We start from the raw sequence: 25,561 nt of genomic DNA, 5'->3' as shown, positions 1-25,561 counted from the left end.
GGTTCAACACCGCTCAATCTGAGAGCCTCGAGAAACCGACGACATCAGCGGAGGCAAACCAGGCCCGAGGCGTCGGCAGCCTCGCCGGGCCCACGCGGCTCTATCCGCTCGGAATCGCGGTCCCGGTGACCGGCCGGATACCGTAGCCTCGTCCTTATGAGTGTCCAGGCTGGGGTGGCTTCACCGCACGACCACGTCGTGAGCATTTACGACGGGCTGGAGGAACTGGCCCGCAACGTCAGCGACTTCCTCGGGCAGGGGTTGGACACCGACGGTGCGGCCGTGGTGATCGCCACACCCGCGCATCGGGAAGCCATCGCGACGCGGTTGAGCGAGCACGGCTCGGACTTGGCTGCCTTGGCCGCGGCCGGCCGCTATCGAACCCTGGATGCCGAGCAGACCTTGGCGAGCTTCACCATCGACGGCGCGCTCGACCGGGCTCGTTTCGCCGAAGTGATCGGCGAGGTCATCGCCGCTGCGAGTGCGGGTGGGCGTTCCGTGCGCGCGTTCGGTGAGATGGTGGCGCTGCTGTGGGCCGACGGCGATCCGGCCGCCGCGATCGAGCTCGAAGCGATGTGGAACGAGTTGGCTCAGAGCCATCGGTTCCTGCTCTACTGTGCCTATCCGCGTGACATACTCGCCGGCGCCGACGATCTGATGCGCCTGCAGCAAGTGTGCGCCCAGCATTCCGAGATCCTCGCTCCCGACAGCTACACCGCCGCCCAGCCCGCGCTCGGGCCGAGCGCCGACCCGGACAGCGATTCTCGATCCTATCTGCCGGTACCCAGCGCAGTCAGCGCCGCGCGCCGATTCGTCACCGGCAGGCTGGGGGAATGGCAGCACGGCCCCGCGGTCATCGACGATGCCGCCCTGGTCGTTTCCGAACTCGCCGCCAACGCGGTTGCCCACGCGCACACCGCGTTCCGGATCCATCTGTCCCAGGCCGAGGGGACGGTGAAGATCGAGGCAGAGGACCTCAGCCCGCGCCGGCCGGTCATGGGCACCGACCGCGGAAGTGCGGTCGGTGGACGTGGTTTGATCCTGATCGCGGCACTGGGCAGCCGATGGGGCATCGAACCGGACCCGGCAGGGCACGCCAAGAACGTGTGGTGCGAAATCCCCTCCCCTGACCTGAGGGAAGGAATCTGAGGTATGTCGATCGATCTCTCCGCACCCGCGCGCGGTTCCTCGGTGGCCAGGGCGGCGGGTGCGCTGATCGATAAGCGAAGCGGCGGCTGCCACGATCATGCCTGTATGGCGTATACCACCCGCGCTGAACGCGACCGCGCCGCCGTGGAATGGCTGCTCGAGGGTGCCGCGCTCGGGCAGCGGCTGCTCGCGGTCACCGACGACGACGATGCCGGTGACCGCTTGCGAGCCGCTTTCGCCGCGGCCGATGCCGGCCACGAACTGACCCATACCTCCCTCGGGGAGGTCTACGACTTGTCCGCGCCGATCGACGCCGAAGCCCAGCTTGCTCATTTCCGCGGCGAAGTCGCATCGGCCCTCGACGCGGGTTTCGCGGGCATTCGCGTCTTCACCGACATCACCGCCCTGAACCTCGATCCCGCACGCCGTCCCGGTCACGTCCGGTGGGAACACGTCGCGGACGCGTTCATGGCCGGCGGTAACCCGGTAGCCGCGATGTGTGCCTACGACCTCACCGCGACCGGGCAGGATCTGGGCGCGGTCATGGCCGTACACCCGTTGCGCCACGGCCCCTCCCGGGTCCCCACGACGTTCGGGATGTACTGGCGAGACGGCCACCGTTTCCTGGAGGGAGAGATCGATCAATTCGGCATTCCCGCCCTGATCGGCGCGCTCGAGGTCTTGCCGAGCGAGGGCGCCGACCTCGACGTCAGCGGTCTGGCGTTCCTGAGTGTGCGCGCCTCGGCGGTACTGGCGGGCATGGATCCGTCCCAGCGTGCACACCGGTCGATACGGCTGGCCAACGCCCATCCCGTCGTCGAGCGGGTATGGAACGTGATGGATTTCGATCCCCGACGGTTGATCGAGCGCACCGATTCCTGAGCCGGCTTCCGTGCGGATTGCCGTCGTGGCCTATCGGTTCGATCGCGACTTCACCACCCGGCGAAGGCGTGTCAACCGACCCTCGGCATGTTCGAAGTGGTGCGCATCTCTCCGTGCGGATAAGCCCACTGAACGACGTTGCCATCCTCACCGTCCGCTACGAGCCTTGCCTCATCGCTCGGCCGGACACGACCACCGCGTCGACTCGGCGGTGCAGTTCTGATCGACGACGGTGGATCCGGTTCCGCTCGAACACGCGGGGTGGGGTCGACCGCCCTGTGGACAGAGTCGGTCGACCGACCCTCAGGCCAGCTGGGTCACCTCACGACGGAAGGGCACCTCGTCGTTGGACGGTAGCTCGGCGTCGAACTCCTCGGCGGCGCGGCGGCCCGACCAGACGGCCGCGGCGATCGTGGCGGGCGCCCAGGCGTCGCCGATGCCGCGCACCGACCGCAGCTCGCCCTCCGCGCGCAGCCCCTCGAGTTCGAGGTAGAGCTCCTCGCGTGGCAAGCGGGCGGTCACCATGACCACGGCGTCGCACTCGATTTCGCGGACTGCGCCGGCGTACACGTCCGTCACCTCGACCCCTCCGGCACCGACGCGGGTCACGGCGTGGTCGGTGATCCGGGTGACGCCGTTCTCGATGAGACGGCGCTGGATGCGGTTGACCTCGAAGGTGTTGTTCGTCCAGGCGGACACCTGCGACTGGGTGGTGACGATCGAGACGTCGTAGCCCTGCTGGGCGAGCAGTTCCGCGACGACTCCACCGAGGTAGTAGTGGTCGTCGTCGTACACGAGGACCGTCTTGCCTTCGGGGAGTCGACCCGCGAACAGGTCGTCCGGCCCGAGCACCTGCGCACCCTCGGCGATCGGCAGCGGTGTGGTATGGAAGCGGGCGACACCGTCCGTGCGCCACGTCGCACCGGTGGCCACCAGCACGTGCTGGAAGCCGAACTCGATGATGTCGGCGGCCGTCATCGGGCTCTCGCGGAAGACCTCGACGTTCGGCAGTTCGGCGATCGCGGCCTCGCGGTACTCCTGGACGCGCCCCCACGCCGACAGGCCAGGCAGTCGCGACTCCTGGCGCACCCGGCCGCCCAGCTCTCGGCGCGCCTCGATGAGGGCGACGTCGTATCCGCGCACCCCGAGCGCACGGGCCGCTTCCAGACCGGCAGGCCCGGCACCGACCACCAGGACCTGGGAGTCGCTGCCCTTCGCCCGGATCCGCTCCGGGTGCCAGCCACGCCGCCACTCCTCACCCATGCTCGGGTTCTGGGTGCAACGAATCGGCGACATGGTGAGGTCTCCGGAGACGCAGATATTGCAGCCGATGCACTCGCGGATCAAGTTCAACCGGCCGTCACGGATCTTGTTGGGCAGGAAGGGATCGGCGATCGACGGGCGGGCCGCGCCGATCAAGTCGAGGATGCCTGCCTTGATCTGGCGGACCATCGCGTCCGGTGACGTGAAGCGCCCGACGCCGACAACCGGCTTGGTGGTCAGCTTCTTGAGACCGGCGACGAACTCCTCCTGCCTGCCCTCCGGACCGAACCGGGACGTGACCGAGTCGCCCTCCCAGCTGCCCATCGCGAAGTCCCACAGGTCGGGAAGCTCCCCGAGCTCCCGCAGTACGCCCTCGATATCCTCGCGCGTGATGCCGCCGGCGATCTCCTCCTCCACGGTGATCCGGCACGCGACGGCTGCCCGGCCCGCGCACTCCTCGAGGGTGTCCTCGAGCAGCTCACGCAGCAGCCGCATCCGATTGAGCAGCGAGCCGCCGTACTCGTCGGTGCGCTGGTTGTAGCGCCGGGACAGGAAGTGGTGGACGCCGCTGTAGCCGTGAGCGCCGTACACGTAGACGATGTCGTAGCCGGCCTCGATCGAACGGCGGACCGCGTTGCGGTGCCAGCGTCGCAGGTCGGCGATGTCCTGCTTGGTCATCGCCCGCGCCTGGACCGGCGCGATCGTGTCGGGGGCCACCGGCAGATGTCCGGGGCCGAGCGGGGTTTCGCGGCTGAGCTGGTTCGGTGCGTTCATACCGTTGTGCGCCAGCTCGATACCCGCCAGGCCGCCGCCCTCGTGAATCGCGTCGGCGATCCGCTTCAGCGCGGGGAGATCCTGATCGTCCCAGATCCGCAGCTCGATGAAAGGGGCGATGTCGGAGGTCGCGTGGATCTCCACCTGCTCGGTACACACCACCGACCAGCCGCCCTCGGCCTTGATCTTGCGCATCGCGGCCTGCGCACTGGGGTCGCGATAGCCCATGCCGTTGCAGTGGGGCACCTGGTAGAAGCGGTTCTTGGTGGTGAACGGCCCGATCTTGACGGGCTCGAACAGGATGTCGTACGGGGCGGCCACGGCGGGCGGCTGCTCGGTCATGGGAGATCTCCTAGGTCAGGCTGGGTGAGTGGCGCCGGCGCGGCTCAGTGGTTGATCCACACGGTCTTCAGACCGACGTACTTGTCGAGTGCGTGCAGTGACAGGTCGCGGCCGAAGCCGGATCCCTTGAAGCCGCCGAACGGGGTCCACGCGCTGAAGGCGTCCACACCGTTGACGGTGACCGTGCCCGCGTGGATCTGGTCGGTCAGGCGATGCGCGCGGGAGAGGTTGCTCGTGGCGACCGAGGCCGCCAGCCCGTAGGCCGAGTCGTTGGCCAGCGCGACGGCCTGCTCCTCGCTGTCGAAGGGCGTCACGGCGAGCACCGGGCCGAACACCTCCTCGCGAGCCAGCGCGGAAGCCGGGTCGACGTCATCGAACACCGTGGGCTGCACGTAGCAGTCGCTGTCGCCTCTGGTGAGACGCTCGCCTCCGGTCACCAGGCGCGCGCCCGAGGCGCGGGCCCCGTCGACGAACGCCATCACCTGATCGGTCTGTTCTGTGGAGACGATCGCGCCCATACCGGCCGCCGGGTCGAGCGGATCCCCCGGCGCGTACGCCGCCGCCTCGGCCGCGACCAAGGAGACGAACTCCTCGTGCACGGAGCGTTCGACGAGCACGCGTGAGTGGGCCGAGCACACCGCGCCCTGGTTGAACCAGATGCCCAGCGCGGTCTGCTCGGCGGTGGTGGCGAGGTCCTCGGCGTCGGCGAAGACCAGGTGCGGACTCTTGCCCCCGCACTCGAGCCACACCTGCTTGAGGTTCGACTGGCCCGCGTACTGCAGGAACAACCGTCCTACCTGAGTGGAACCGGTGAACGCGAGCACGTCGACGTCCGGGTGTAGACCCAATGCCCGCCCGGTGGTCTCGCCGAGACCGGGGACCACATTGAGGACGCCTTCGGGGATTCCGGCCTCGACCGCCAGTTCGGCTATCCGCAGCGCCGAGGACGGCGACTGCTCGGCCGGTTTGAGGACCACACAGTTGCCCGCCGCCATCGCGGGCGCGGCCTTCCACGCCAGCATGTCGACCGGGTAGTTCCAGGGGATGACCGCGCCGACCACGCCCAGCGGCACCCGCCGGACGAGGCCGAGGGTGCCCGGCGGCGTCGGCGCGACCTCGTCGTTGATCTTGTCGATGGCCTCCGCGTAGTAGCGGAACAGGTTCACCGAGAAGGGCAGATCGAGATCGTGGGCATCGACGACCCGCTTGCCCATGTCGAGCGAGTCGAGGACCGCGAGTTCGGCCGAGTGCTCGGCCAGCAGATCGGCGAAGCGCAGCAGCCGCTCACGGCGGAAGGCCACACCGGCGCGGCTCCACACCCCCGACTCGTAGGTGGAGCGGGCGGCGCGAACTGCGGCGTCGACCCCCTCCTGTCCGGCGTCGGCCACCTCGCTGAGGAGCGCGCCCGTCGCGGGGTTGCGGTTTTCGAATGCTGCCTCGCCGGTCTCCACGAAGCGGCCGCCGATGAACGATCGGGTGTGGAGCGTGGCCGCGGCGGCCAGCTCGATCCAGTCCTGGTGAGTTCTCACGAGCGAACCTTTCTTTGCGCTGGACCGCAAATATGCCGTGGAACACACCCGCTGTCAATCTCGGTGTCCGACCCTGCGGCGGGAGCGCTACGGTGACTCCATGGCGCGACTCAAGGACCAGGCCGGTCGCCGCGAGCATCTGATCGCGGCGACTCTCACCACCATCGCCAGCCATGGACTGGCCGGCGCGACGATGAAGAACATCGCCGAGGAGGCCGGCGTCTCGTCCCGTCTCATCGCGTACTACTACCCGGAGCTCGACGAGTTGATCGAGGCCGCTCACCGGGCGGCCACCGACCGCTACTACTGGTCGCGGCAACGCGACATCGAAGGCGATCACAGCCCGACCGTCAAGCTCGCACGCCTGATGTACTCGGGTCTTCCGCGCGGGAAGGACTTGCTGCTCAGCCAGGTGCTGGACGAGATCTCGGTGAGCGCGAGCCGCAGTCCGATCCACGCCACCCTGATGACGCTGCTCTTCGACCGTGAGGTCTCGCTCTACGCCTCGGTCCTCGAGGTCGGTCGGGCGCTCGGCGAGTTCGACCTGACCGACGGGTCCGACGTGATCGCGCGTAACTTCGTGGCCCTCGAGGATGCCCTCGGACTGCACTTGCTGGCGCACAATTCGTCGATGACCTTGGCTCGCGCGGAGCAGCAGCTGGCCAGCTACGCACACTCGGCGACGGGCGTCCGGATCGTCCCCGTGGCTCCCGGAGAGACAAGCGTCGTCGGTGCCTAACTTTGCCCTGAACGGCAAGGAATCACCGACGGCCGAGGTTTCGTGCGGCGCCTTGCTACCCGCCAACGGCGCGACGTTCTCACGGAACGAACGGCTCGAGGCGGGCCATTCATCTGTTTTCCAGATGCCGAAGTTCAGTTTTGTGAAGTGTACAGATGGCTGATTCGTCGGGAAGATGGCGTGATCCGCACCACTTCGGAGCCGCGCGGTGATGCGCCGAGAGAGAGTGATCATGACCCACGAACCACAGGTCGCCACCACGACATTCGCGAAGTTCGAGCAGGAGCACATCCTGCCCATCCCGGAGAACAAACGCACCGGGACCCCGTGGTCGCTGTTCGCGATCTGGGTGGGGCTGAACATGATGCCGTTGGCCGTTGTCACCGGCGCGGTCGCGAGCAGCGGTTACGGCCTCACCATCGGCTGGAGCATCCTCGCCATCCTGGTCGGCAATGTGATCGGGGCCGTCGGCGCCGCGCTCCACGCGTCACAGGGACCGCACCTCGGCATTCCCCAGATGCTGCAAGCCCGCGCCCAGTTCGGGTTCCAGGGCGGCAGCCTCTTCGCGGTCATCGCGCTCATCATGTTCCTCGGCTTCTTCGCCAGCATCCTGATCGTCGCCAAAGATGCTCTCGCCGTGGTGTTTCCGGAGCTGAACGGCTCTTTGGTCATCGTCGTCTTCGCTGTCATCGGCGTCGTGCTGTGCGTGTTCGGTTACGACCTGCTGAGCAAAACGATGGTGTACATGTCCGTCCTGATCGGCGTGACGGTCGCAGTGACGATGGCGTTGCTCTGGATGAAGCCCGAAGTCACCGCAGAGCGCGCGGAGGCTGCCTTCAGCTTCGAGGGCCTGTTCGGAATGCTGGCCATCGGTATCGTCTGGCAGCTCGCCTACGCACCGTACGTCTCGGACTACACGCGCTACCTGCCGAAGCAGACCGGTCCCAAATCGGCGTTCTGGAGCACCTATCTCGGACTCGTCGGGAGCTCCGTCTTCGTCATGACCCTGGGTGTTTTGCTCGGTGCGGCGAATGTCGCCAGCCCTCTCGCCGCGCTCTCCGACCACCTCGGCTGGATCGGGGTCATCGCGCTCATCGTTTTCGCGGTCACCTCGGCTCTCATCAACAGCGTCGAGCTGTACTCCGCGGTCATGAACGCGCTGACCGTGCTGCAGTCGATGTTCAAGGTCACCGTGACGGCCGGTACCCGCGTGCTGACAACCCTGGTGTGCGGTGCGGTCGCCACCCTGGTCGCCCTCCTGGGGCAGGGCGACTTCATGACCACGTTCGAGAGCTTCCTGTCGCTGCTGCTCTACGTCCTCATCCCGTGGTCGGCCATCAACCTCGCGGACTACTTCATCGTCCGCAAGGGGCACTACGTCGTCGCGGACCTCTACATGCGCGACGGCGGGCAGTACGGCCGATGGAATCGAGTCGGGCTGATCAGCTACGCGGTGGGCCTGGCGGCGCAGCTGCCCTTCATGGTGACACCGCTGTTCACCGGCCCGCTCGCGGCACCGCTGCACAACCTCGACCTCGCGTGGCTCGTCGGGTTCGCGGTGACCGCCGTGGTGTACCTGCTCCTGGTCCGCTTCTCGAGCACCGAAGCGGCGGATGCCCCGGAGAAGTCGCGGGCGCCCCTCACCCCACCGGCCGGTACACACTGAGGTTCAGTGGTCCGCTCGGCTCCGTGCCGCGCGGATCGAGGATCGGATGAAGGCTTGGGCACGCGCCGTACGGCGCGTGCCCGCCATCGATGCGAGGACGACGTCGAGGGGCTCCACGCGATCGGTGATCTCGAGGACGACCACCTCGGATCCGTCGTAGGTCGTATTGCTCGCCGGGCGCTGGTTGAGCACCGACCAGCCCTGGCCGTTGGCGACCAGCGCCCGGACGGTCTCGAACCCCGACGTGCGATGCCGGATCACCGGCTGAAAACCAGCCGATTCCACGAGGCGCTCGAAATACCGGCCGCTGTGCGGCAGGTCCAGCAGCACCATCGGCTCATCGGCGAGATCGCGCAACGTGATCCGCTTGCGACGCCCGAGCGGATGCCCCTTCGCGACCAGGGCATACGGCGACGCGACGCCGACGCGGACATGGTCGATGTCCTCCTCGAGGTCGTAGCCGTACATCAACGCCAACTCACACCGGCCACTGCGCAGGGCCTGCTTCAGTACGGCGTGCTCGTCCTCCACCACCGACACGCGAATACCGGGATGCTCCTGCTCACAGGCCGCCAGCATTTGCGGCAACGCGAAAGGGGCGAGCGTCGAGAAGCAACCGATGGTGAGATCTCCGATCAGCGCCCGGCCCGCGGTGCGTGCGACCTCGGCCAGCTCCGCGGTGTGCACAAGATAATTGCGTAGCTCCCGGTAGAACTCCTCACCGGCCGCGGTGAGCGTGAGCCCTCGCGCGTGTTGGCGCAGCAGCAGTTGCACGCCGAGCTCCTTCTCGAGCTGGGCGACGGCGGTCGAGACAGCGGACTGGGAGACCATCAACTTCCGGGAGGCGGCCGTCATACTGCCCAGCTCGGCGGCGGCGGCGAAATAGCGCAACTGCACGAGGGTGAAACCGTAGTTCGTCACGCGGGCGTCCTTGTCCATTCCGCTACCAGGGGCCGAGGGCCGGATGGGCCCGATCAGTAGTGATGGTAGGCGAGCTCGTTCCACGGTCCGGTCAGTGCGGCGGACTGCTCTGCGAGGCGATCCGAGCGTTGTCGTCGGCCGACTCGGGAAGGAGATTGGCCAGGTGCTCCGGGCGCAGCAGTGCGTCGAGGGCCTCGGCCTCGACGCCATGGATGGCGAGCGCGAGCGTGCGGACATCCGCGACCCCGCTCAGCGCGTCCTTGGCGATCTCGGCGGAGCGCGCGTAACCCAGCAACGGCGTCAGCGCCGTGGCCAGACCGGCATTGCCTGCCGCGGCCGCGGCGAGCTTGACAGCGTCGACGCGGATGCCGTCGACGCAGTGCTCACGCAATGAGTCGAAGGCCGCGGCCGTCCACGCGAATCCCTGGAGCAGCCCGTGGCAGATGACGGGCTCGAAGGCGTTGAGCTGCAACTGACCGCCCTCCGCGGCCATCGTCACCGTGAGGTCGTTCCCGATCACCCAGAAGGCGACCTGATTGACCATCTCCGGAATGACCGGGTTGACCTTGCCGGGCATGATGCTCGATCCGGCCTGGCGCGCGGGCAGTTGGAGTTCGCCAAGACCGGCCTGTGGTCCCGACGCGAGCAGACGCAGGTCGTTGCAGATCTTCGAGGCCTTGACCACGATCCGTTTGAGGACGCCGGAGACCTGGACGAACGCGCCGGTATCGCTGGTGGCCTCGACCAGGTCACCGGCCCCGGTGACCGGCCGGCCGACGATCTCGGCCAGATGCGCGACTGCTCGGCGGGCATAGTCCGGGTGGGCGGTGATGCCGGTGCCGATCGCGGTGGCTCCGAGATTGATCTCGCACAGCAGCGTGCGCGAGTCGGCCAGCCGGGCCAGTTCCTCGCGAAGAGTCACGGCGTAGGCCCCGAGTTCCTGGCCCACAGTCATGGGGACGGCATCCTGCAGCTGGGTGCGTCCGATCTTCGACACCGTGCGGAATTCTGTCGCCTTGGCCGCGAACGCATCGGCCAGGGCGGTGATGGACTCGCTCAGCCGCTCGGTCATCGTCAGCAGCGCGAGTCGCACCGCGGTCGGGTAGACGTCGTTGGTCGACTGGCAGCGATTGACGTGGTCGAGTGGATGGATCTCGTGATAGCTACCGCGTGCGAGTCCGAGGATCTCCAGCGCGCGGTTGGCGATGACCTCGTTGGCGTTCATATTGGTCGAAGTACCGGCCCCGCCCTGGATCACATCGACCACGAACTGTCCGTCCAGGGCGCCGATGCGTACCTCGTCCGCGGCGGCCGCGATGGCGTCGAATCGCCGATCGTCGAGCAGGCCGAGATCGTGGTTGGCGCGGGCGGCGGCGAGTTTGACCGCCCCGAGAGCGGCGACGAGCTCACGGTGCGCACCGACCGGCGTGCCGCTGATCGCGAAGTTCGTCAGTGCGCGGGCGGTGTGAACACCCCAATAGGCGGTGGCGGGCACGTCGTGCGGGCCGAGCGAATCGTGCTCGGTGCGGAAGGGCGCGGTGCTCATGGCGTGACGGTGTCCTCGGCGATGTCGAGCGCCGTCCAGGCCAGAGCGGTCGCGGCGTCGAGAATTGCCTTCTCGGCGTCACCGCCGACGCAGGCGGCAGCGAACTCGGGTTGATGGTTCAGGGCGGGAAGGGAATTGATGCCGATGTAGGGATGGATTGCGGGCACCACCTGGGAAACGTTGCCCATGTCGGTGGAGGCCCTGTTCATTCGGCGGGCAGGCGAGTCCGTGTCGAAGACGCGTCCGAGCCGCTGCGCGTTGCGGACGTAGGCGTCGAGCCCCGTCTGGTAGGTGCGGAACTCGGCGTACGGCTTGCTCTCGGCGGCGATGTCGAGAGTGGCGCCGGTCGCGATGGCCCCCGCCTCGAAGCAGCGCCATACCCGTTCCTCGGTCTCGGCGAGCTGGGCCAGGCTCTCCGCACGGACATACCAGCGCCCCTCGGTGTGCGCGGGGATCGCGTTGGGTGCTTCGCCGCCATTGGTCATCACGCCGTGCACGCGGACTGTCGGCGGCAACTGCTGACGGAGCAGTCCGACCGCGACCTGGGCGATCGTGAACGCGTCCGCCGCGTTGACGCCCTGCTCGGGGTACGCCGCGGCGTGCGCCGCCTTGCCCCGGTAGGAGACGTGGGAGTGCGAGACCGCGAACGGTTGCGCCTCGGCGACGTCGACGGGCGCCGGGTGGGCCATCATGGCCAGGTCCAGCCCCGCGAAGGCGCCGCGCTCCAGCAATTCGATCTTGCCGCCGCCGCCCTCCTCTGCCGGGGTCCCGTAGACCTCGATGGTGAGGCCTGCCGCATCGGCGAGCGGCGCCAGCGCGCGTGCCGCGCCGACAGTGATCGCCGCGATCAGATTGTGGCCGCACGCGTGTCCGAGTCCGGGCAGCGCGTCGTACTCCGCGCACAGGCCGAGCCGGAACGGGCCGCTGCCGTAGCCGGCGAGGAAGGCGGTCTCCAGTCCCAGATAGTTCGTGGTCACCGTGAAACCCGCCTCGGCGAGCGCCTCGGCCACCCAGCGCGAGGAGCGGTGTTCCTCCCAGGCGGTTTCGGGGTTCGCGTGCAGCAGTTCGGAGAGCGCGATCAGACGGTCGGCGTCCGCGGCCACGGTGCCCGCGGCGCTGCGACGTGCCGCACCGTCGGACCTGGACGTCGTGCTGAAGTCTTGGATCATCGGTCTACTCGTCTCCGCCGACGCCGAAGGACGGCGCCGCCGTCGGGTTCAGCCCGCGCGTCACGTAGTCGTCGCGCTGGGGAAGCCACACGTCGAGCAGGCGACCCAGGTCCTCGATCGGCTGCTCGCTCCAGTCCACCCGGAGGTCGGTGACCCGCCACGGCACGTCGCGGACGACGGCCAGTCCGGCCGAGCGGACCGGGTCCACCTCGCCGCCCGCCGCCTGACCGGCGACCAGCGCGGCGACCAGACGCTGCTCGAGCTCACCGGTGGCGGCGGCGAAACCGTCGACGACCGCGTCGACGACCTCCGGGCGGGCGAGCAGGTTGCCCGCCGCGACCACACCCGGGCCGACTCGATCGGCGTGGATGCCGAGCGCACCGGCTCCGGAGAAGGCGGCGCCTGCGCCGTCGAGACCGAGAACGGTGAGCTGGCGGAAGTCGATGTGGTCGCGATCCGCCACGACACGGTCCATCGCGCCTGGCGCATCCAAGCCCGTATCGAGCGCATCCAACAGGGCCGTGCCCAAGCGGGGGTCGGTGACGTTCTGGGAGGCGGCGCCGCCGACACCGGCCCGCAGGTGGATGCAGCGCGCGGCCACCGCCGGGCTGGACGAGGTGACCGCCATGCCGATGGCGCCGTCGCCGTCGATGGCCAGCAGGGAGAAGGTCACTGTTCGGCTCCCGGGATCACGGCGATCGCGTCGACCTCGACCAGCCACTCCGGCCGGGCGAGGGCCGAGACGACCAGCCCTGTCGAGATCGGATGCACGCCTTTGGTCCAGCGTCCGATGGTGCGGTAGACCGTCTCGCGATAGCGCGGGTCGACGATGTAGATCGTCAGCTTGACCAGGTGCTCCATGCGGGCGCCGGCTTCGGTGAGCAGCATGTCGATATTGGCCATCGCCCGCTCGGTCTGGGCCTCGACGTCCCCGATGCCGACCGAGGCGCTGGTGTCGAGGTCCTGGCCGATCTGGCCGCGGACGTAGACGGTATTGCCCGCGACCACTGCCTGGCACAGGTCGTTGTCGAGGTTCTGCTCGGGATAGGTCTCCCGGGTGTTGAACGGACGGATGCGGGTGTGGCCGCCGGCGACGATGCTCACGTGATTCCTCACTCCTGGACAGGTGACTGGCCCCAGTCCACTGCACCCAAAGCGATATGTCCAACAGATGTTTGTGAGCATCTGCATCAGCTGATCCGATAGCTAAGCCCGTCGTCCTTGCATCTATAAAACAGAACTAGAGCGACAACAACATCTGTTGGACACCGGTAAGTCCAGGGCTGAGGATTGCGGACAAGCACGGCACACCCGAACTGGTGGCCGTCGAGAGTGTGGAGGTTGGAGTGGCGAGCGAGCAGATCGAGGTCCTCGTCGTCGGCGCCGGGCAGGCCGGCGTCGCGATGAGCGAGCACCTCAGCGACAGTGGCGTTCCGCACCTGGTGCTGGAGCGACACCGGATCGCGGAGAGGTGGCGCACCGAGCGGTGGGACTCACTCGTCGCGAACGGGCCCGCCTGGCACGACCGCTTCCCCGGCCTCGAGTTCGACGACGTCAGCCCCTCGGCGTTCGCGTCCAAGGACCAGGTGGCGAAGTACTTCGAGGCCTACGCCGAGAAGATCGCGGCGCCGATCAGATGCGGCGTGGAAGTGACCTCGGTGCGGCGGCACATCGGAAAGCGCGGATTCCGGGTCGAGACCTCCGAGGGCGTCATCGACGCACAGTTCGTTGTCGCCGCGACCGGACCGTTCCAGCGCCCGATCATCCCGCCCATCGTGCCCGAGGGAGCCGTACCGGTGCAGATCCACTCCAGCGGCTACCGCAACCCCGACCAGTTCTCCGAGGGCGCCGTGCTGGTCGTCGGCGCCGGGTCGTCCGGCGTGCAGATCGCCGACGAGCTCCAGCGCTCCGGGCGCGAGGTATACCTCTCGGTCGGCCCACACGACCGGCCCCCACGCAGCTATCGGGGCCGCGACTTCTGCTGGTGGCTCGGGGTCCTCGGCCTCTGGGACATGGAGACCCCCGCCGCAGGCGCCGAGCACGTGACCATCGCGGTCAGCGGCGCTCGCGGCGGGCACACGGTCGACTTCCGCGAACTCGCCGCCCAGGGAATCCACCTCGTCGGCAGGGCCGAGTCGTACGACGACGGCGTGTTGCGCTTCGCGCCGGACCTCGCCGACAACATCGCCGCAGGCGATGCCAACTACCTCGAGCTCCTCGACCAGGCCGATGCCTGGGCCGAACGCAACAACGCCGACCTCCCTGAGGAGCCCGAGGCACGCGTCCTCGGCCCCGACCCGGCCTCGGTCATCGACCCCATCCTGGAGCTCGACCTCGCCGCCGTCGGCATCACGTCGATCGTGTGGGCCACCGGCTTCGCCACCGACTACAGCTGGCTGAAGGTCGACGCGTTCGACGAGAACGGACGGCCCGAGCACCGCCGCGGAGTCTCCGCCGAGCCCGGCCTCTACTTCGTCGGCTTGCCCTGGCTGTCCCGTCGCGGATCCTCCTTCATCTGGGGGGTGTGGCACGACGCCCGATACGTCGCCGGGCATATCGCCACCCAGCGCAGCTACCTCGCGTACGACCGCGCCTGATATGTGTACGGGTCTGCGGTGAGCCGATCAGGACATTCGTGCGGCGGCGACCGGTTTCATGACCGACAAACAATTCTGCGATCTGGTCGCCGCACGCCTGGCTGCCCTGCCCACCGTGCAAGCCGTCACACTCAGCGGTTCCCGCGCCACCGGCACCCACACCCCGGACAGCGACTGGGATTTCGCCGTCTACTATCGGGGCCCCTTCTCTCCCGATGACCTACGTGAGGTCGGTTGGCCCGGGACGGTCTCCGAGATCGGTGCGTGGGGCGGCGGGGTGTTCAACGGCGGCGCGTGGCTCACCATCGACGGCCGAGCCGCCGATATCCACTATCGCGATCTCGATGTCGTCGAACACCACCTCGCCGAGGCACGCCAGGGCCGGTTCCATTGGGGAGCCGCTGATGTTCCACCTGGCCGGGATCCCCAGTTATCTGCTGGTCGCAGAACTGGCCCTCAACCAGGTCCTGCGTGGGCAGCTCCCCCGCCCGCGGTTCCCGCGGGCCTTGCGCGACGCCGCCCCACCGATCTGGCGCGACAAGGCCGAACTGACATTGCGGTACGCCCGCAGCGCCTACGCCGCACGCGGCCAGGTCGCCGAAGTCGCGGGTGCGCTCGCCACCGCGGGCATGCAGGCCGCGCACGCCGTGCTGGCCGCACGCGGCGAGTGGGTCACCAACGAGAAGCGACTCCTGCATCGGGCGGGATTGCGTGAGCTCGACGAAATCATCGCCGGACGCCGCCCGGAACCGGAGACGCTGGACCGGATGCTGTCGCACGCACAAGAACTGCTGCTGCGTTCGGCTGACTAACGCCGACCGCCTCACCCGACCAGTCGACCGTGCTATCGGCGGCGCTTCGCTACCGAAATCGCCGCCGATAGTGCGCGCTCGCGACGCGTCCGCACCGCCCCGCCACGCTGACGCTCCCGGCGACAACGATCATGCTGCGTGTCGGCACCCGTCGCGATCGGTCTCGACCCCACCCGGCGCCGCAGACCGCTACGCACGGTAGATGGCGACTGGCATCAAAGCTGCTCACCCGCCCTCGTATCCAGAACAACGACACGTCGTCGTAGGATGACCTGGTGCGCTCCCCCACCGATCAGACCGCGGGTGTCCGGGGTGTGAGTGTGGGTGCGGCGTCCGGGGCGGTCGCGGTTCTCGCGCACGGACTCGGTGGTGCGAGCGGAGTGCCCGCGAGCTCTTCGCTGGTCCTGTTGTTCGCTGCTTGCGCCCTCGTCGGTGTCGTCGCGGGCACGTTCCCGCGCGGCGCCCACGCGGTGTCGACCATGGCGGTTCTGGCTGTGGGGCAATACGTCGGGCACATGGCGCTTTCCCTCGGCCCCGGCCATTCCCATCACGGCGTCACCGTGGCGATGGTGATCGCGCACCTGGTGGCGATCCCTCTGGGCGCCTTGGCGATCCGCGGTGCCGAAGTCGGGCTCGGGCGGGCGATCAGCAGCGTGTGTCGACTTGTCATCGCGCTGGTCGGCGTCGTCGGTGTGCCTTCTCGCCCGACAGTTCCGGTGCCGGACGCCGAACGGGCGATCGTTCGACAACTTCTTCGTCGGCCCGTCATCAGCCTGCGCGGCCCGCCGCGGCACGGGTTACGCGCATCTCACCCCGCACCGGTATAGCGGTTCGAATCCACGCGCCGGTCCGGGTTCCCCCTCACCTGATGATCGGAGTTCGTCATGTCCTTCTCTCCGCGTACCCGCTTGCGCTCACCTCGTGTCGTGCGAGGTTTCGGCGCTACCGTCGCCATGGCCACACTGGCCGCGCTCACCGCGGGCTGTTCCGGTGCCGAATCCGTTTCGGCGGGCACGGCGCCGAGCGCCGCCCCGGTCAGCATGACCGATCAGTGGATCAAAGCCGCCGAGTCCGGCATGTCGGCGGCCTTCGGCAACCTGCGCAACACCGGTGACGCCCCGGTGACGCTGGTGGCCGCGACCAGTCCCGCGTCGCAGCGGGTGGAGATCCACGAAGTCGTGCCCGACAGCACCGGCACCAAGACCATGCGACCCAAGCAAGGGGGCATCACCATCCCCGCGAACGGGGAGGTGACCTTGAAACCCGGCGCCGACCACCTGATGTTCATGGACCTGGTTCAGCCGTTGCGTACCGGCGCGCAGACCACGATCACCCTGACCTTCGCCGACGGGCAGACACTGGTCGTCACCGCGCAGGTCCGCGACTTCGCGGGCGGCAAGGAAAACTATGTCCCCGGGGCCGAGAGCCCTTCGCACGATGGCTGATCCGCGGCAACGCAGGCTCTCCCGTCGGCACTTGCTCGGCGGGGGAGCCGCAGCAGCGGGCTTGGTCGGCGCGACAGCGGCGGGCTGGGGCGCGGCCGGTCTCACCGATCCCCAGCCCGAACGTGACGCCGCACTCGACACCGTGCCGTTCTACGGCAAGCACCAGGCCGGTATCGAGACCATCCCACAGCGGCACGTCGCTTTCGCCGGCTTCGACCTCGTCGCGGGCACCACTCGGGACGACATCATCGGCCTGCTCCGCATCTGGACCGACGACGCGGCTCGTCTGACGAGCGGTCTGCCCGCGCTGGCCGACACCGAACCGGAACTGGCCGCCCGGCCCGCCAAACTGACGATCACCGTCGGATTCGGGCCGGAAGTGTTCACGATCGCCGGGTTGTCACAGCGGCGGCCCTCGTGGCTAAGACCGTTACCCGCCTTCCCCATCGACCGGCTCGACCCCGCCTATACCGGCGCCGATCTGCTGATACAGGTCTGCGCCGAGGAGTCGACCACCGTCGCGCACGCGGTTCGGGTGCTGTCCAAGCACGTGCAGTCGCTGGTTCGGGTGCGGTGGGTGCAACGGGGTTTCCGGGACCCACCGTCGGGTGCGACCATGCGCAACCTCATGGGACAGGTCGACGGAACGGTCACCATCGCCGCGCCCGATTTCGAACGTTTGGTCTGGGAAGACGGTGCGTCGGTGCCGTGGCTGGCCGGTGGCACGTCACTGGTCTTGCGGCGCATCGCGATGGACCTCGATCGCTGGGACGAGCTCGACGTCGAGGCCAGGGAACTGACCGTCGGGCGACGACTGTCCAACGGTGCGCCGCTGACCGGTACCACCGAGTTCGACGAGCCGGACCTGGCCGCCCTCGACCGCCATGGAATCCCGGTGATCCCGCCGTCCTCGCATGTGGCCCGAGCCAGACACACCAGCGACGGCGAACGGTTCCTGCGCCGCGGGTTCAACTACGACGAACCACCCGAACCCGGGCAGGTGTCGAACTCGGGGCTGTTGTTCGTCGCCTACCAACGCGACATCGACACCCAGTTCCTGCCGGTGCAACAACGGCTGGCCGAGGTCGACGCGCTCAACGAATGGACCACACCGATCGGCTCCGCCGTCTTCGTGATCCCACCGGGTGTCCCAGGTCCTGGGAACTACCTGGGTCAGCAGCTGTTCGACAGCTGAGCACGTCCGGCCGGACCTGCCGGGGTCCGGCCGGACCCCGCACAGCTGCCCGGGACCGAGGGCTGCTGATGAGGCGCCGGATCGCCCGATCATGGCGGATCCGCTGGGTTCACGAGGCGGGGTCGAGGAACGACATCATCGGGGCGATGGCGCCGCCGCGCTCCTGCGTGAGGCCAACGGCGGTCCGCCTGCGCCCCGATGAGCAGACCTCGGCACGCTGAGCTGCGGGCACTGGATCTCCCGGCCGAGGTGGCGTTGGTTCCAGACCAGTGGATCCGCCGCTGATGTGCCGACCGGTCACGGTGCGGCTCCGCGGATCAGTGTCTTGCCGACGTGCAACCGTCTTCATCGACCAGACGTGCTGCGTTTCTGACCGGTTTCTTCACTGAATCCCCATATTTCTGTGCTGAAGTCATCTTGTGGGATCGGTACAGATACGGGCGAGGGTACTTGCTGGATTCGGGAGTTCGACCGGTGCTGGACTCGTCTTGGTCTACGGCTTTGCGTGGCTGGTGGGCGGGGCACCCGACGCGCAGGTCGCGCCGGGTGTGAACGAGCTTCTGGTCGTCGAAGCGATCACTGTCGGAATCGGGGCTGTCGCGCTGGCGGTCGGCGCGGTTATCGCGCGTCCGGCGGTGATCGTCGGTGGATGCTGGCTGTTCGTAACGGATTTCGTCCTGCTGCTCGTCTTGTATGGCGTTACCACCGATCGCCCACACACGCTCCCTGCCGAGGGCGGGCCGCCGTCGATTCCGTCCGAGGTCGCATTGACCGCCCTGGTGGTCGGGGTTGTGTTCCCTTTCTTGACCATGTGGCTCGCAAACAGGACGCGGCTGCTGCGCGATCACGACCAGCGGGTCTCGGACCTCGCACACGAGGTCGGCAGACCTCGCTGATCAGGTCGGGCAATGTTGGAGGGCGCACAGCACCGGACAGCCGAGCCGCTGGTGCCGGACTGACGGTGCGCCGCAGCACGGCGCCGTCTTGCCTGCCCCGCCTGGGCTCGGGGGCGTCACTGGTGCAGGTGGGTGCCCGGGGTGTGGCCGAAGGTGGTGCGGAAGACATCGATGAACGCGCTCGCGGTCGCCCACCCGCAACGATGGGCCACTGTGGTGACCGGGGTCTTGTGGGCGAGCAGGATCAGCGCGTGGTGCAGGCGCAGCAGGGTTCGCCATTGCGGGAAGGTCAGCCCCAGATCGTTGCGGAACAGCCGGGACAAGGTGCGGTCGCTCGCGCCGACCTCGCGGCCGAGTTCGGCCAGGGTGCGGGGGTCGGCGGGGTCCGCGCGCAGAATGTCGCAGACCGCGCGCAGAACGGGGTTGGTCGGCATGGGGAGGTGCAGGGGCTGCTGCGGGCCGGCGTGCAGCTGATCGAGCAGGACCGCACGCATCCGGGCACGTTGTGGGGTGTCTGCGCTGTCGCGGGTGTAGGCGATGATCAGCTCTCGCAGCAACGGCCCGACAGTCAGCACGGTGGGAGTGTTCAGGTGCAGGGGATTGTCGGCGGCGGGCAGGCCGAGCAGGTGCAGTTCGAGTTCGCCGTAGGCGCGGTGAGCGTGAACGGTGCAGGCGGGCACCCAGATCGCATGCGTACCGGGCGCGACCCAGGTTCCGGCGCTGGTGCTGATCGAGAGCACACCCCGGCCTGCGTAAACGATCTGGTGATCGTCGTGGCGGTGGGCGTCGATCTCCTCGCCGGGGGCCAGGAGCTGGGCGCGAGTCGGCGCGACGGATTGGTGGCGGATTTCCATTATTGTCTGTCAGTTTATCGGAAGCGCGTCAAAGGCCTGCTCGCGCAGCATCGTTGGATGCGACGGAATACCTCAACCCTGCTGCTGTCGACCGGACACGCATGCGTCGACGTCTATCAGGGCGCGGTCGCCGCACTCGTGCCGTTCTTCGTCGTCGAGCGCGACTACACCTACGCCGCGGCCTCGGGGATCGTGCTCGCGGCGTCGCTGCTGTCATCGGTGGTACAGCCGTTGTTCGGGGCGTTGACCGACCGGTGGCCGATGCCGTGGCTGCTGCCGGTGGCCACCGTGGTCGGTGGTGCGGGGATCGCGATGAGCGGGTTGAGCAGTTCCTACGCGCTGACATTGGTGTTCGTGGCGATCTCGGGGATCGGAGTGGCGGCCTACCATCCCGAATCCGCGCGGATCGCGCGGGCGGTCGGCGGCGGCAGCCACACCCAGATGGCCTACTTCTCCACCGGCGGCAACATCGGTTTCGCGCTGGCGCCGCTGCTGGTCGCTGCCACCGTATCCGTCGGCGGGCTGGACTGGACCCCGCTGCTGGTGCTGCCCGCCCTGGCCGGTGCCGCGCTGACCCTGCCGGTGCTGCGCGCCCTGGCGCAGCGCCAGGCGGCCGGAGACAGCGGGTTCACCCCGCCCGGTCCCGACGACATGGCCTCGTTCCTGCGGCTGTCGGCAGCGGTGATCTTCCGTTCGATCGCCTTCGTCGGGCTGAGCACCTTCATCTCCCTCTACATCACCCAGCGCCTGGGCGGCAGCGCCACCGCCGGCACGGTCGCGCTGTTCGTGCTCTACCTGGGCGGGGTCATCGGGTCGGTGCTGGGTGGATCGCTGGCCGAGCGCTGGGACCGGGTGCTGGTCTCACGTCGGTCCTACCTGGTGGCCGCGGCCGCGATCGCCGGTGTGGTGTGGACCCCCGGACCGGCGGTGTACGCGTTCGTCGCACTGACTTCGATCGGGCTCTACGTGCCGTTCTCCCTGCAGGTCACCCTCGGCCAGGACTACCTGCCCACCCGGGTCGGCACCGCCGGCGGCGTCACCCTGGGGCTCACCGTCAGCATCGGCGGTCTGGCCGGCCCGCTGCTCGGTTCGCTCGCCGACGCCACCACCTTGCAGATCGCACTGATGCCGTTGGTGCTCATGCCGGTGCTCAGCTGGCTGCTGTTCGGCACCCTGCGCGATCCTGCCGGATTCGGCGGGCGGTGCCAGAGCTGATCCCGCCGTGACCGCCACCTCTCCCAGTAGCCCTGCCACACACAAGTTTTCGTCGCGGGTGATCAATCCGGTATGACGTTTTCCTGTGGAGTTGGCTGTGACCGGTCTTCGGTGACTATCTGGAACGTTCCGGACTTCCGGAATCAGTTTTCAGAGGAGATCTTTCGAATGAGTTTCATGGGTAAGGCCGGCTTCGCCGTTGCGGCGCTCGGTCTTGCGGCTGGGTCGGTGTTCGGCGCAGGTCCGGCAGACGCTGCGGGCGACCAGTGGGGAGCGATCGTGTTCAGCGTGCCGCAATGGTATGGCTTCACCACCGCGAATTACTCCAGCGAGGAGCAGGCGCGCGCCCGCGCGATCGAGAACTGTGGCGGCGGGCAGGACTGCGAGGTGATGGTCACGTGGGCGAACGGCTGCGGGGCATTGGTTTGGAACGACCAAGGTTGGGTCGCCGCCGCGGCGGCAGCGAACCGCAGCGAGGCTGTGCGCAGGGCTATCGACAAGCTGGCCGAGGGCGTTCCGGTCGCACAGCTGGCCAACTTCGGGTCGTCCGATCTCAGCGGCACCAAGGTCATCGACGTGGTCTGCACGGACAACGCGCGCTGATCGTCGCCTAGCACTCGGACCCGGATCCTCGCGTTGGATCCGGGCCCTGGTGTGCTGAGGATTCCCGTGAACAGCGTGAACGAACAGACGCCCCTGTTTGCCGGGCATCTGGCGATACTCGCGGTGATAGTGCTGTCGACAGCGCTGATCGGCCGGTCGCGCAACCGGCGCGCATCGGTCAGGTCCTTGCGCCCGCAGGACGGAGCGGTCGCACCAATGGGCACGAGCGACAGCTGATTCGCATGGAAATGATGGTCTATCGGCGGGCCCTTTCACGGCAGATTCACAAGGCTGTGACCCCCGGTTGTCTGCTCTTCCAGCTCATTGCCGCATCCCTGCCCGAAAGTCCTAGCACCCGGTCGGCGAGACGGTCGATTACGGTGTCCTGATGGCTGATCACGATGAGCGCCATTCCTTTTCGGCGCAGGTCTTCGAGCAGGTCGAGCACCATGTTCTGGGAATTCGGGTCGAGCGCGGTGGTGATTTCGTCGCAGATCAGGATGCGGGGTGCGGCGGCGAGGGCCCGGGCGATGGCGGCGCGCTGTTGCTGGCCGCCGGACAGCTGGTCGGGACGCCGTGTCGCCAGTTCGGAATCGAGGCCTACCCCGTCGAGCAGGCTTCGGGTCCGTGCCGAGGCGGCAGCGCTGTTCATGCCGTGTAGGTGGCGCAGCGGTCGGCTGATCTGGCCGCCGATGCGATAGGACGGATTGAGTGAGGTCGCCGGATTCTGCGGTATCAGTTGGATGGCGCGGCGGTGCGCCGGCGGGCGCCGGTCCACGCGCGGATGCAGTGCTGTGCCGTCCAGTTCGATAATGCCGCCCATCGGCGCGTGCAGGCCGGAGAGGGCGCGTGCCAGCGTGGTCTTGCCCGTCCCGGATCTGCCTGTGATGGCGAGACATTCACCGGGGTGCAGGGTGAACGACAACCCGTCGATGACTGGCTCGGGGTTGCGGCCGCGCCGGTGCGTCATGGACAGGTTCTCGACCCTGAGTATCGGCGAGGTCGCGGTTTCGATGCGGGACACCCGCGCGACTCGTGTCGCCCTTGATGTTCGAGGGGCAGCCATAGATTCGACCCGACCCCGGTCCAGGGTGAGCACGTGGTCCACCAGCGGTTCCAGCGCCGCCGAGTCGTGGGTGATCACGAGCAGCGTGGTGGAGTGGTCGCACCGGATCCGGCGCAGTGTCCGCACCAGTCGGTCTCGGGCTTGCGCATCGAGTCCAGTGGTCGGCTCGTCGAGAACCAGCAGTGCCGGATCACCGAGGAGCGCCATGGCCAGCAATACCCGTTGCTGCTGGCCGCCGGACAGCTCGTGCGGGAATCGGCGTCGGAATCGGCGATCATCGGGCAGGTCGACCCGCCGCAATGCCTCCGCTACACCGTTGCCGGCCCCCAATACGTCATACCGCCTGGCGATTTCACGCAGGGCGGTGCCGATGCGGAGCGCCGGGTTGAGCCCGGTCGCCGGGTCCTGCGGGACGTAGCCGACCGTGCGGCGACCACCGGATCGGCCGATGCCGACCGAGCCGACGGCGGTCAGTTCGGGCGGTAGCGCACCGAGCACCGCCAGCGCCAGCGTTGTCTTTCCGGCACCGGACGCTCCGACCACGGCCACGCCGCTGCCGGGCGGCACATGGAGCGAAACATCCTCCAGTACAAGGGCTCCGCTGGGATTCCGGACGGAGAGACCGTTCACCGCGAGCCCCGGTCCCGCTTCGGAATCCCGCACCGGCTGATGCGCCGCGCTGGGCTGATCGGTGCCGAAGGCTCGGTCGGTGACCATATTGACCGAAACCACCAACACCATAATCACAAGCGCCGGCGCGAGCACCGACCACGGTTGCAGAGCGAATCCGGGTCGGTTCTCGGTGATCATCAACGCCCAGTCGGGCGCGGGCGGGCGCAGTCCCAACCCGAGGAATCCACTCACCGCAACCAGCGAAATGGTCGCCGACATCCGAACACCCGCGTCGGCGAGCACCACGGCCCGCAGGTTCGGCAGCACCTCGACCAGCCCCAGCCGCCACAGCGGTTCCCCTCGAGCTCGGGCGGATTCGACATAACCGGTCGACGCGAGTTCGAGCACACCAGTGCGGACGGTGCGGATGATCCAGGGCACCGATGCCAGCGCCGCGGTCACCATGATCGCCGCGGGCCCCGCCCCCATCGCGGTGGCGATCACCGCGAGCAGCAGAAACCACGGCACCACGGTGATGGCGTCGACCGGCCGCATCGGTACCGAGGAGGTGCCGCGCCGACGGTGGTTGGAACGGCGGTGCCGTCACCGCGGTCGGCGAGTAGGGCGCGAGGAGCGGACCCAGTGCCACCAGCAGCAGCACAGCGACGGTGACCACGAGCCACGCGGAGCGAATCCTGTCGCGGTTCCTCATCTCCGGTCTCCCATCGCTACCTGCCGCGCACGCGGGCTCACCAGCAGCGTGAGCAGATCGGCGAGCAGATGGATGCCGATCCCGACCGCGGCCAGCAGCACCGCGGCCGATTGGACGGCGCTGAGTCGCGCGAGTGGCGCCGCCGACTGCGTGGCCTTCCTGAAACACCTATGGATGCAGGCGATTTCGATGTCGTCATTGTAGGTGGAGGCGTCACGGGCGCCGCCGGAGCACTGGCGGCCGCCAGGCTGGGCCTACGGGTCGCCCTCCTGCACAATCGGCCCGTCCTCGGGGGAAACGCGAGCGTCGAGATCGGCCTCACTCCCCGCGGCGAGACCGGACCGCTCGTGCATGAGCTGTCGAAGCGCCACCCCGACGGCGATCTGATGGCACGCCAGGTCCTCGAGGCGGAGTCGAACGCATCGCTCTACACCGAGCACCAAGTCTTCCGCGTGATCACCGCCGAGCGACGGGTCACCGCGGTCGATGCCCGCGACACACGGACCGGGCGGGAGTATCGCTTTTCCGCTCCGCTCGTCATCGACTGCAGCGGGACGGCGATCGTCGGCCTGCTCGCAGGCGCACGAACCCTGTTCGGCCACGAATCCCGGGCCGAGTACAACGAACCGACGGCTCCAGCCGAGCATCTCGACCAGCATCACGGTCACACGCTGTTCTTCCGGACTCGCGAACACTCGGAGCCGGTGCCGTTTCCGGATGTCCCCTGGGCACAGGCCGTCGCGAAGGACTACGCGAATCTCGGTGGGCAACTGGTGGAGCCAGGGGTCGACAACGGGACAGGCCCCGTGGCGGGGCGATTCCGTGATCCGGATCCGGCCACCCGACGCCGAATGCTGTTCCCCGCCACGCACTTCTGGGAGTACGGCCAATGGCTCGATCCGTATACCCAGGGCGAGAAAATTCGCGATCACTTGCTGTGCGCGATCTATGGAACCTTCGCCAACGTCAAGGCCCTAGAACCGGATACCTACGCAAACCTGGCGCTGGACTGGGTCGCTTTCGTCGCCGGGCAAGGGGAGTTCCGACGATATCTCGGCGGATACGTCTTGACCGAGAACGACATTCGCGAGCACCGACGCTTCCCCGACACAGTGGCGATGAACTCCGGGGCGTTCTGTTTGCACTACCCGATCGACGACGAATACGACTTCCGCCTGAAGGACTGGAAGTGGGACACCCGCGACGGCCTCCCGTTCGAAGTGCCGTTCCGATGCCTGTATTCAGCAGACCTGGACAACGTGATGATTGCAGGCAAGCACATCAGCGTCACCCATATCGCCGGCTCGGTCACGAAGTTCATGGGCAACGGAGCTCAGCACTCGATCGCAACGGCCGCTGCCGCCGCACTGTGTCTGAAGTACGACCTCACGCCGCACCAGCTCTGCGACAACCACATCGAAGAGATTCGCCGGATCGTCGGCAACCTGACGGATGCGGTGAACCAGACGGCCCACAACGGTCGAACGAACGAGAAGGATTGAAGGCAGAACTTCACCGCGAGCGGGCACACCAGATCCTGGCGGGCATTGCGCACGAACGCGAGGACCGTGGAC

Annotated in this window: 23 protein-coding genes and 1 pseudogene; 14 read left to right on the top strand and 10 right to left on the bottom strand. The window is 68.0% G+C overall.

Annotation, left to right across the window (positions count from 1 at the left end; all coding sequences use genetic code 11):
• The first annotated feature begins 156 nt into the window (after positions 1 to 156).
• Positions 157 to 1,149: an MEDS domain-containing protein gene (locus tag NI2_RS07400; RefSeq protein ID WP_084476064.1), complete on the top strand. Its 993-nt coding sequence runs from the start codon at positions 157 to 159 to the stop codon at positions 1,147 to 1,149.
• Positions 1,150 to 1,152: 3 nt separating this feature from the next.
• Positions 1,153 to 2,031: an MEDS domain-containing protein gene (locus NI2_RS07395; protein WP_084476062.1), complete on the top strand. Its 879-nt coding sequence runs from the start codon at positions 1,153 to 1,155 to the stop codon at positions 2,029 to 2,031.
• A 303-nt stretch (positions 2,032 to 2,334) separates the two neighbouring features.
• Here NI2_RS07395 and NI2_RS07390 read toward each other — a convergent pair whose 3' ends face one another.
• Both NI2_RS07390 and NI2_RS07385 read right to left on the bottom strand, forming a co-directional pair.
• Positions 2,335 to 4,410, bottom strand: a complete 2,076-nt coding sequence (locus tag NI2_RS07390; protein WP_067487742.1) for an oxidoreductase — start codon at positions 4,408 to 4,410, stop codon at positions 2,335 to 2,337.
• A gap of 44 nt (positions 4,411 to 4,454) precedes the next feature.
• Positions 4,455 to 5,939, bottom strand: a complete 1,485-nt coding sequence (locus NI2_RS07385) for an aldehyde dehydrogenase family protein (RefSeq protein WP_067487740.1) — start codon at positions 5,937 to 5,939, stop codon at positions 4,455 to 4,457.
• 100 nt (positions 5,940 to 6,039) lie between these two features.
• Between NI2_RS07385 and NI2_RS07380 the strand changes: the two genes are divergently transcribed.
• The gene (locus NI2_RS07380; protein WP_067487738.1) at positions 6,040 to 6,678 is read left to right on the top strand and encodes a TetR/AcrR family transcriptional regulator; all 639 of its coding nucleotides are present in this window, start codon (positions 6,040 to 6,042) and stop codon (positions 6,676 to 6,678) included.
• A 232-nt stretch (positions 6,679 to 6,910) separates the two neighbouring features.
• Positions 6,911 to 8,344 carry a purine-cytosine permease family protein gene (locus tag NI2_RS07375; RefSeq protein WP_067487872.1) on the top strand — a complete coding sequence of 478 codons (1,434 nt, stop codon included), beginning with the start codon at positions 6,911 to 6,913 and terminating at the stop codon, positions 8,342 to 8,344.
• A gap of 3 nt (positions 8,345 to 8,347) precedes the next feature.
• Here NI2_RS07375 and NI2_RS07370 read toward each other — a convergent pair whose 3' ends face one another.
• From NI2_RS07370 to NI2_RS07350, 5 genes are all read right to left on the bottom strand, one after another.
• Entirely contained in the window at positions 8,348 to 9,265 is a 918-nt protein-coding gene (locus NI2_RS07370; RefSeq protein WP_084476099.1) for a LysR family transcriptional regulator, read from the bottom strand.
• Positions 9,266 to 9,356: 91 nt separating this feature from the next.
• Positions 9,357 to 10,811, bottom strand: coding sequence for an aspartate ammonia-lyase (locus NI2_RS07365; RefSeq protein ID WP_067487735.1), 1,455 nt, complete (start codon positions 10,809 to 10,811; stop codon positions 9,357 to 9,359).
• Positions 10,808 to 11,980 (bottom strand): M20 family metallopeptidase, encoded by a 1,173-nt coding sequence (locus tag NI2_RS07360; RefSeq protein ID WP_067487733.1) that lies wholly within the window; start codon positions 11,978 to 11,980, stop codon positions 10,808 to 10,810. The genes NI2_RS07365 and NI2_RS07360 overlap by 4 nt, the downstream gene beginning before the upstream one ends.
• A 4-nt stretch (positions 11,981 to 11,984) precedes the next feature.
• Positions 11,985 to 12,653 carry a DUF1028 domain-containing protein gene (locus NI2_RS07355; RefSeq protein ID WP_067487731.1) on the bottom strand — a complete coding sequence of 223 codons (669 nt, stop codon included), beginning with the start codon at positions 12,651 to 12,653 and terminating at the stop codon, positions 11,985 to 11,987.
• A complete protein-coding gene (locus NI2_RS07350) occupies positions 12,650 to 13,084 on the bottom strand; it encodes a RidA family protein (RefSeq protein ID WP_243750055.1) in 435 nt (144 codons plus the stop codon). Before NI2_RS07350 ends, NI2_RS07355 begins: the two co-directional genes overlap by 4 nt.
• A 242-nt stretch (positions 13,085 to 13,326) precedes the next feature.
• On the opposite strand from NI2_RS07350, the gene NI2_RS07345 reads away from it, so the two are divergent.
• From NI2_RS07345 to NI2_RS07325, 5 genes and pseudogenes are all read left to right on the top strand, one after another.
• Complete coding sequence (locus NI2_RS07345; protein ID WP_067487729.1) at positions 13,327 to 14,577, top strand: flavin-containing monooxygenase; 1,251 nt, start codon at positions 13,327 to 13,329, stop codon at positions 14,575 to 14,577.
• A 58-nt stretch (positions 14,578 to 14,635) separates the two neighbouring features.
• Positions 14,636 to 15,389 (top strand): annotated as a pseudogene (locus NI2_RS35595) (nucleotidyltransferase domain-containing protein).
• Between the two features lie 275 nt (positions 15,390 to 15,664).
• Complete coding sequence (locus tag NI2_RS07335) at positions 15,665 to 16,216, top strand: hypothetical protein (RefSeq protein WP_067487727.1); 552 nt, start codon at positions 15,665 to 15,667, stop codon at positions 16,214 to 16,216.
• 57 nt (positions 16,217 to 16,273) lie between these two features.
• A complete protein-coding gene (locus NI2_RS07330) occupies positions 16,274 to 16,834 on the top strand; it encodes a copper chaperone PCu(A)C (protein ID WP_067487726.1) in 561 nt (186 codons plus the stop codon).
• Positions 16,827 to 18,029: a Dyp-type peroxidase gene (locus tag NI2_RS07325; RefSeq protein ID WP_067487724.1), complete on the top strand. Its 1,203-nt coding sequence runs from the start codon at positions 16,827 to 16,829 to the stop codon at positions 18,027 to 18,029. Before NI2_RS07330 ends, NI2_RS07325 begins: the two co-directional genes overlap by 8 nt.
• Before the next feature lie 109 nt (positions 18,030 to 18,138).
• Here NI2_RS07325 and NI2_RS34990 read toward each other — a convergent pair whose 3' ends face one another.
• Positions 18,139 to 18,261 carry a hypothetical protein gene (locus NI2_RS34990; protein WP_255284004.1) on the bottom strand — a complete coding sequence of 41 codons (123 nt, stop codon included), beginning with the start codon at positions 18,259 to 18,261 and terminating at the stop codon, positions 18,139 to 18,141.
• A gap of 256 nt (positions 18,262 to 18,517) precedes the next feature.
• Here NI2_RS34990 and NI2_RS07320 point away from each other — a divergent pair, with 256 nt between their 5' ends.
• Complete coding sequence (locus NI2_RS07320) at positions 18,518 to 18,925, top strand: hypothetical protein (protein WP_067487722.1); 408 nt, start codon at positions 18,518 to 18,520, stop codon at positions 18,923 to 18,925.
• 116 nt (positions 18,926 to 19,041) lie between these two features.
• Here NI2_RS07320 and NI2_RS07315 read toward each other — a convergent pair whose 3' ends face one another.
• Entirely contained in the window at positions 19,042 to 19,779 is a 738-nt protein-coding gene (locus NI2_RS07315) for a helix-turn-helix transcriptional regulator (RefSeq protein ID WP_084476060.1), read from the bottom strand.
• Between the two features lie 57 nt (positions 19,780 to 19,836).
• Between NI2_RS07315 and NI2_RS07310 the strand changes: the two genes are divergently transcribed.
• The 3 genes from NI2_RS07310 to NI2_RS33635 all read left to right on the top strand — a co-directional run bounded on the left by NI2_RS07310 (position 19,837) and on the right by NI2_RS33635 (position 21,834).
• Positions 19,837 to 20,994, top strand: a complete 1,158-nt coding sequence (locus NI2_RS07310; protein WP_067487719.1) for an MFS transporter — start codon at positions 19,837 to 19,839, stop codon at positions 20,992 to 20,994.
• Between the two features lie 111 nt (positions 20,995 to 21,105).
• A complete protein-coding gene (locus NI2_RS07305; protein ID WP_243750056.1) occupies positions 21,106 to 21,597 on the top strand; it encodes a DUF4189 domain-containing protein in 492 nt (163 codons plus the stop codon).
• A 66-nt stretch (positions 21,598 to 21,663) separates the two neighbouring features.
• Positions 21,664 to 21,834: a hypothetical protein gene (locus NI2_RS33635; RefSeq protein WP_157104654.1), complete on the top strand. Its 171-nt coding sequence runs from the start codon at positions 21,664 to 21,666 to the stop codon at positions 21,832 to 21,834.
• A gap of 46 nt (positions 21,835 to 21,880) precedes the next feature.
• Here the strand turns inward: NI2_RS33635 and NI2_RS07300 are convergent, their stop codons facing one another.
• A complete protein-coding gene (locus tag NI2_RS07300) occupies positions 21,881 to 23,830 on the bottom strand; it encodes an ABC transporter ATP-binding protein/permease (protein ID WP_067487717.1) in 1,950 nt (649 codons plus the stop codon).
• Positions 23,831 to 24,055: 225 nt separating this feature from the next.
• Between NI2_RS07300 and NI2_RS07295 the strand changes: the two genes are divergently transcribed.
• Complete coding sequence (locus NI2_RS07295) at positions 24,056 to 25,489, top strand: FAD-dependent oxidoreductase (RefSeq protein WP_084476059.1); 1,434 nt, start codon at positions 24,056 to 24,058, stop codon at positions 25,487 to 25,489.
• Positions 25,490 to 25,561 lie beyond the last annotated feature (72 nt).

This window comes from Nocardia ignorata NBRC 108230 (genome assembly GCF_001612905.1).
GTDB lineage: Bacteria > Actinomycetota > Actinomycetes > Mycobacteriales > Mycobacteriaceae > Nocardia > Nocardia ignorata.
The sequence above is the reverse complement of the archived record's forward strand: the minus strand, read 5'-3'. Positions and strand labels throughout refer to the sequence as shown.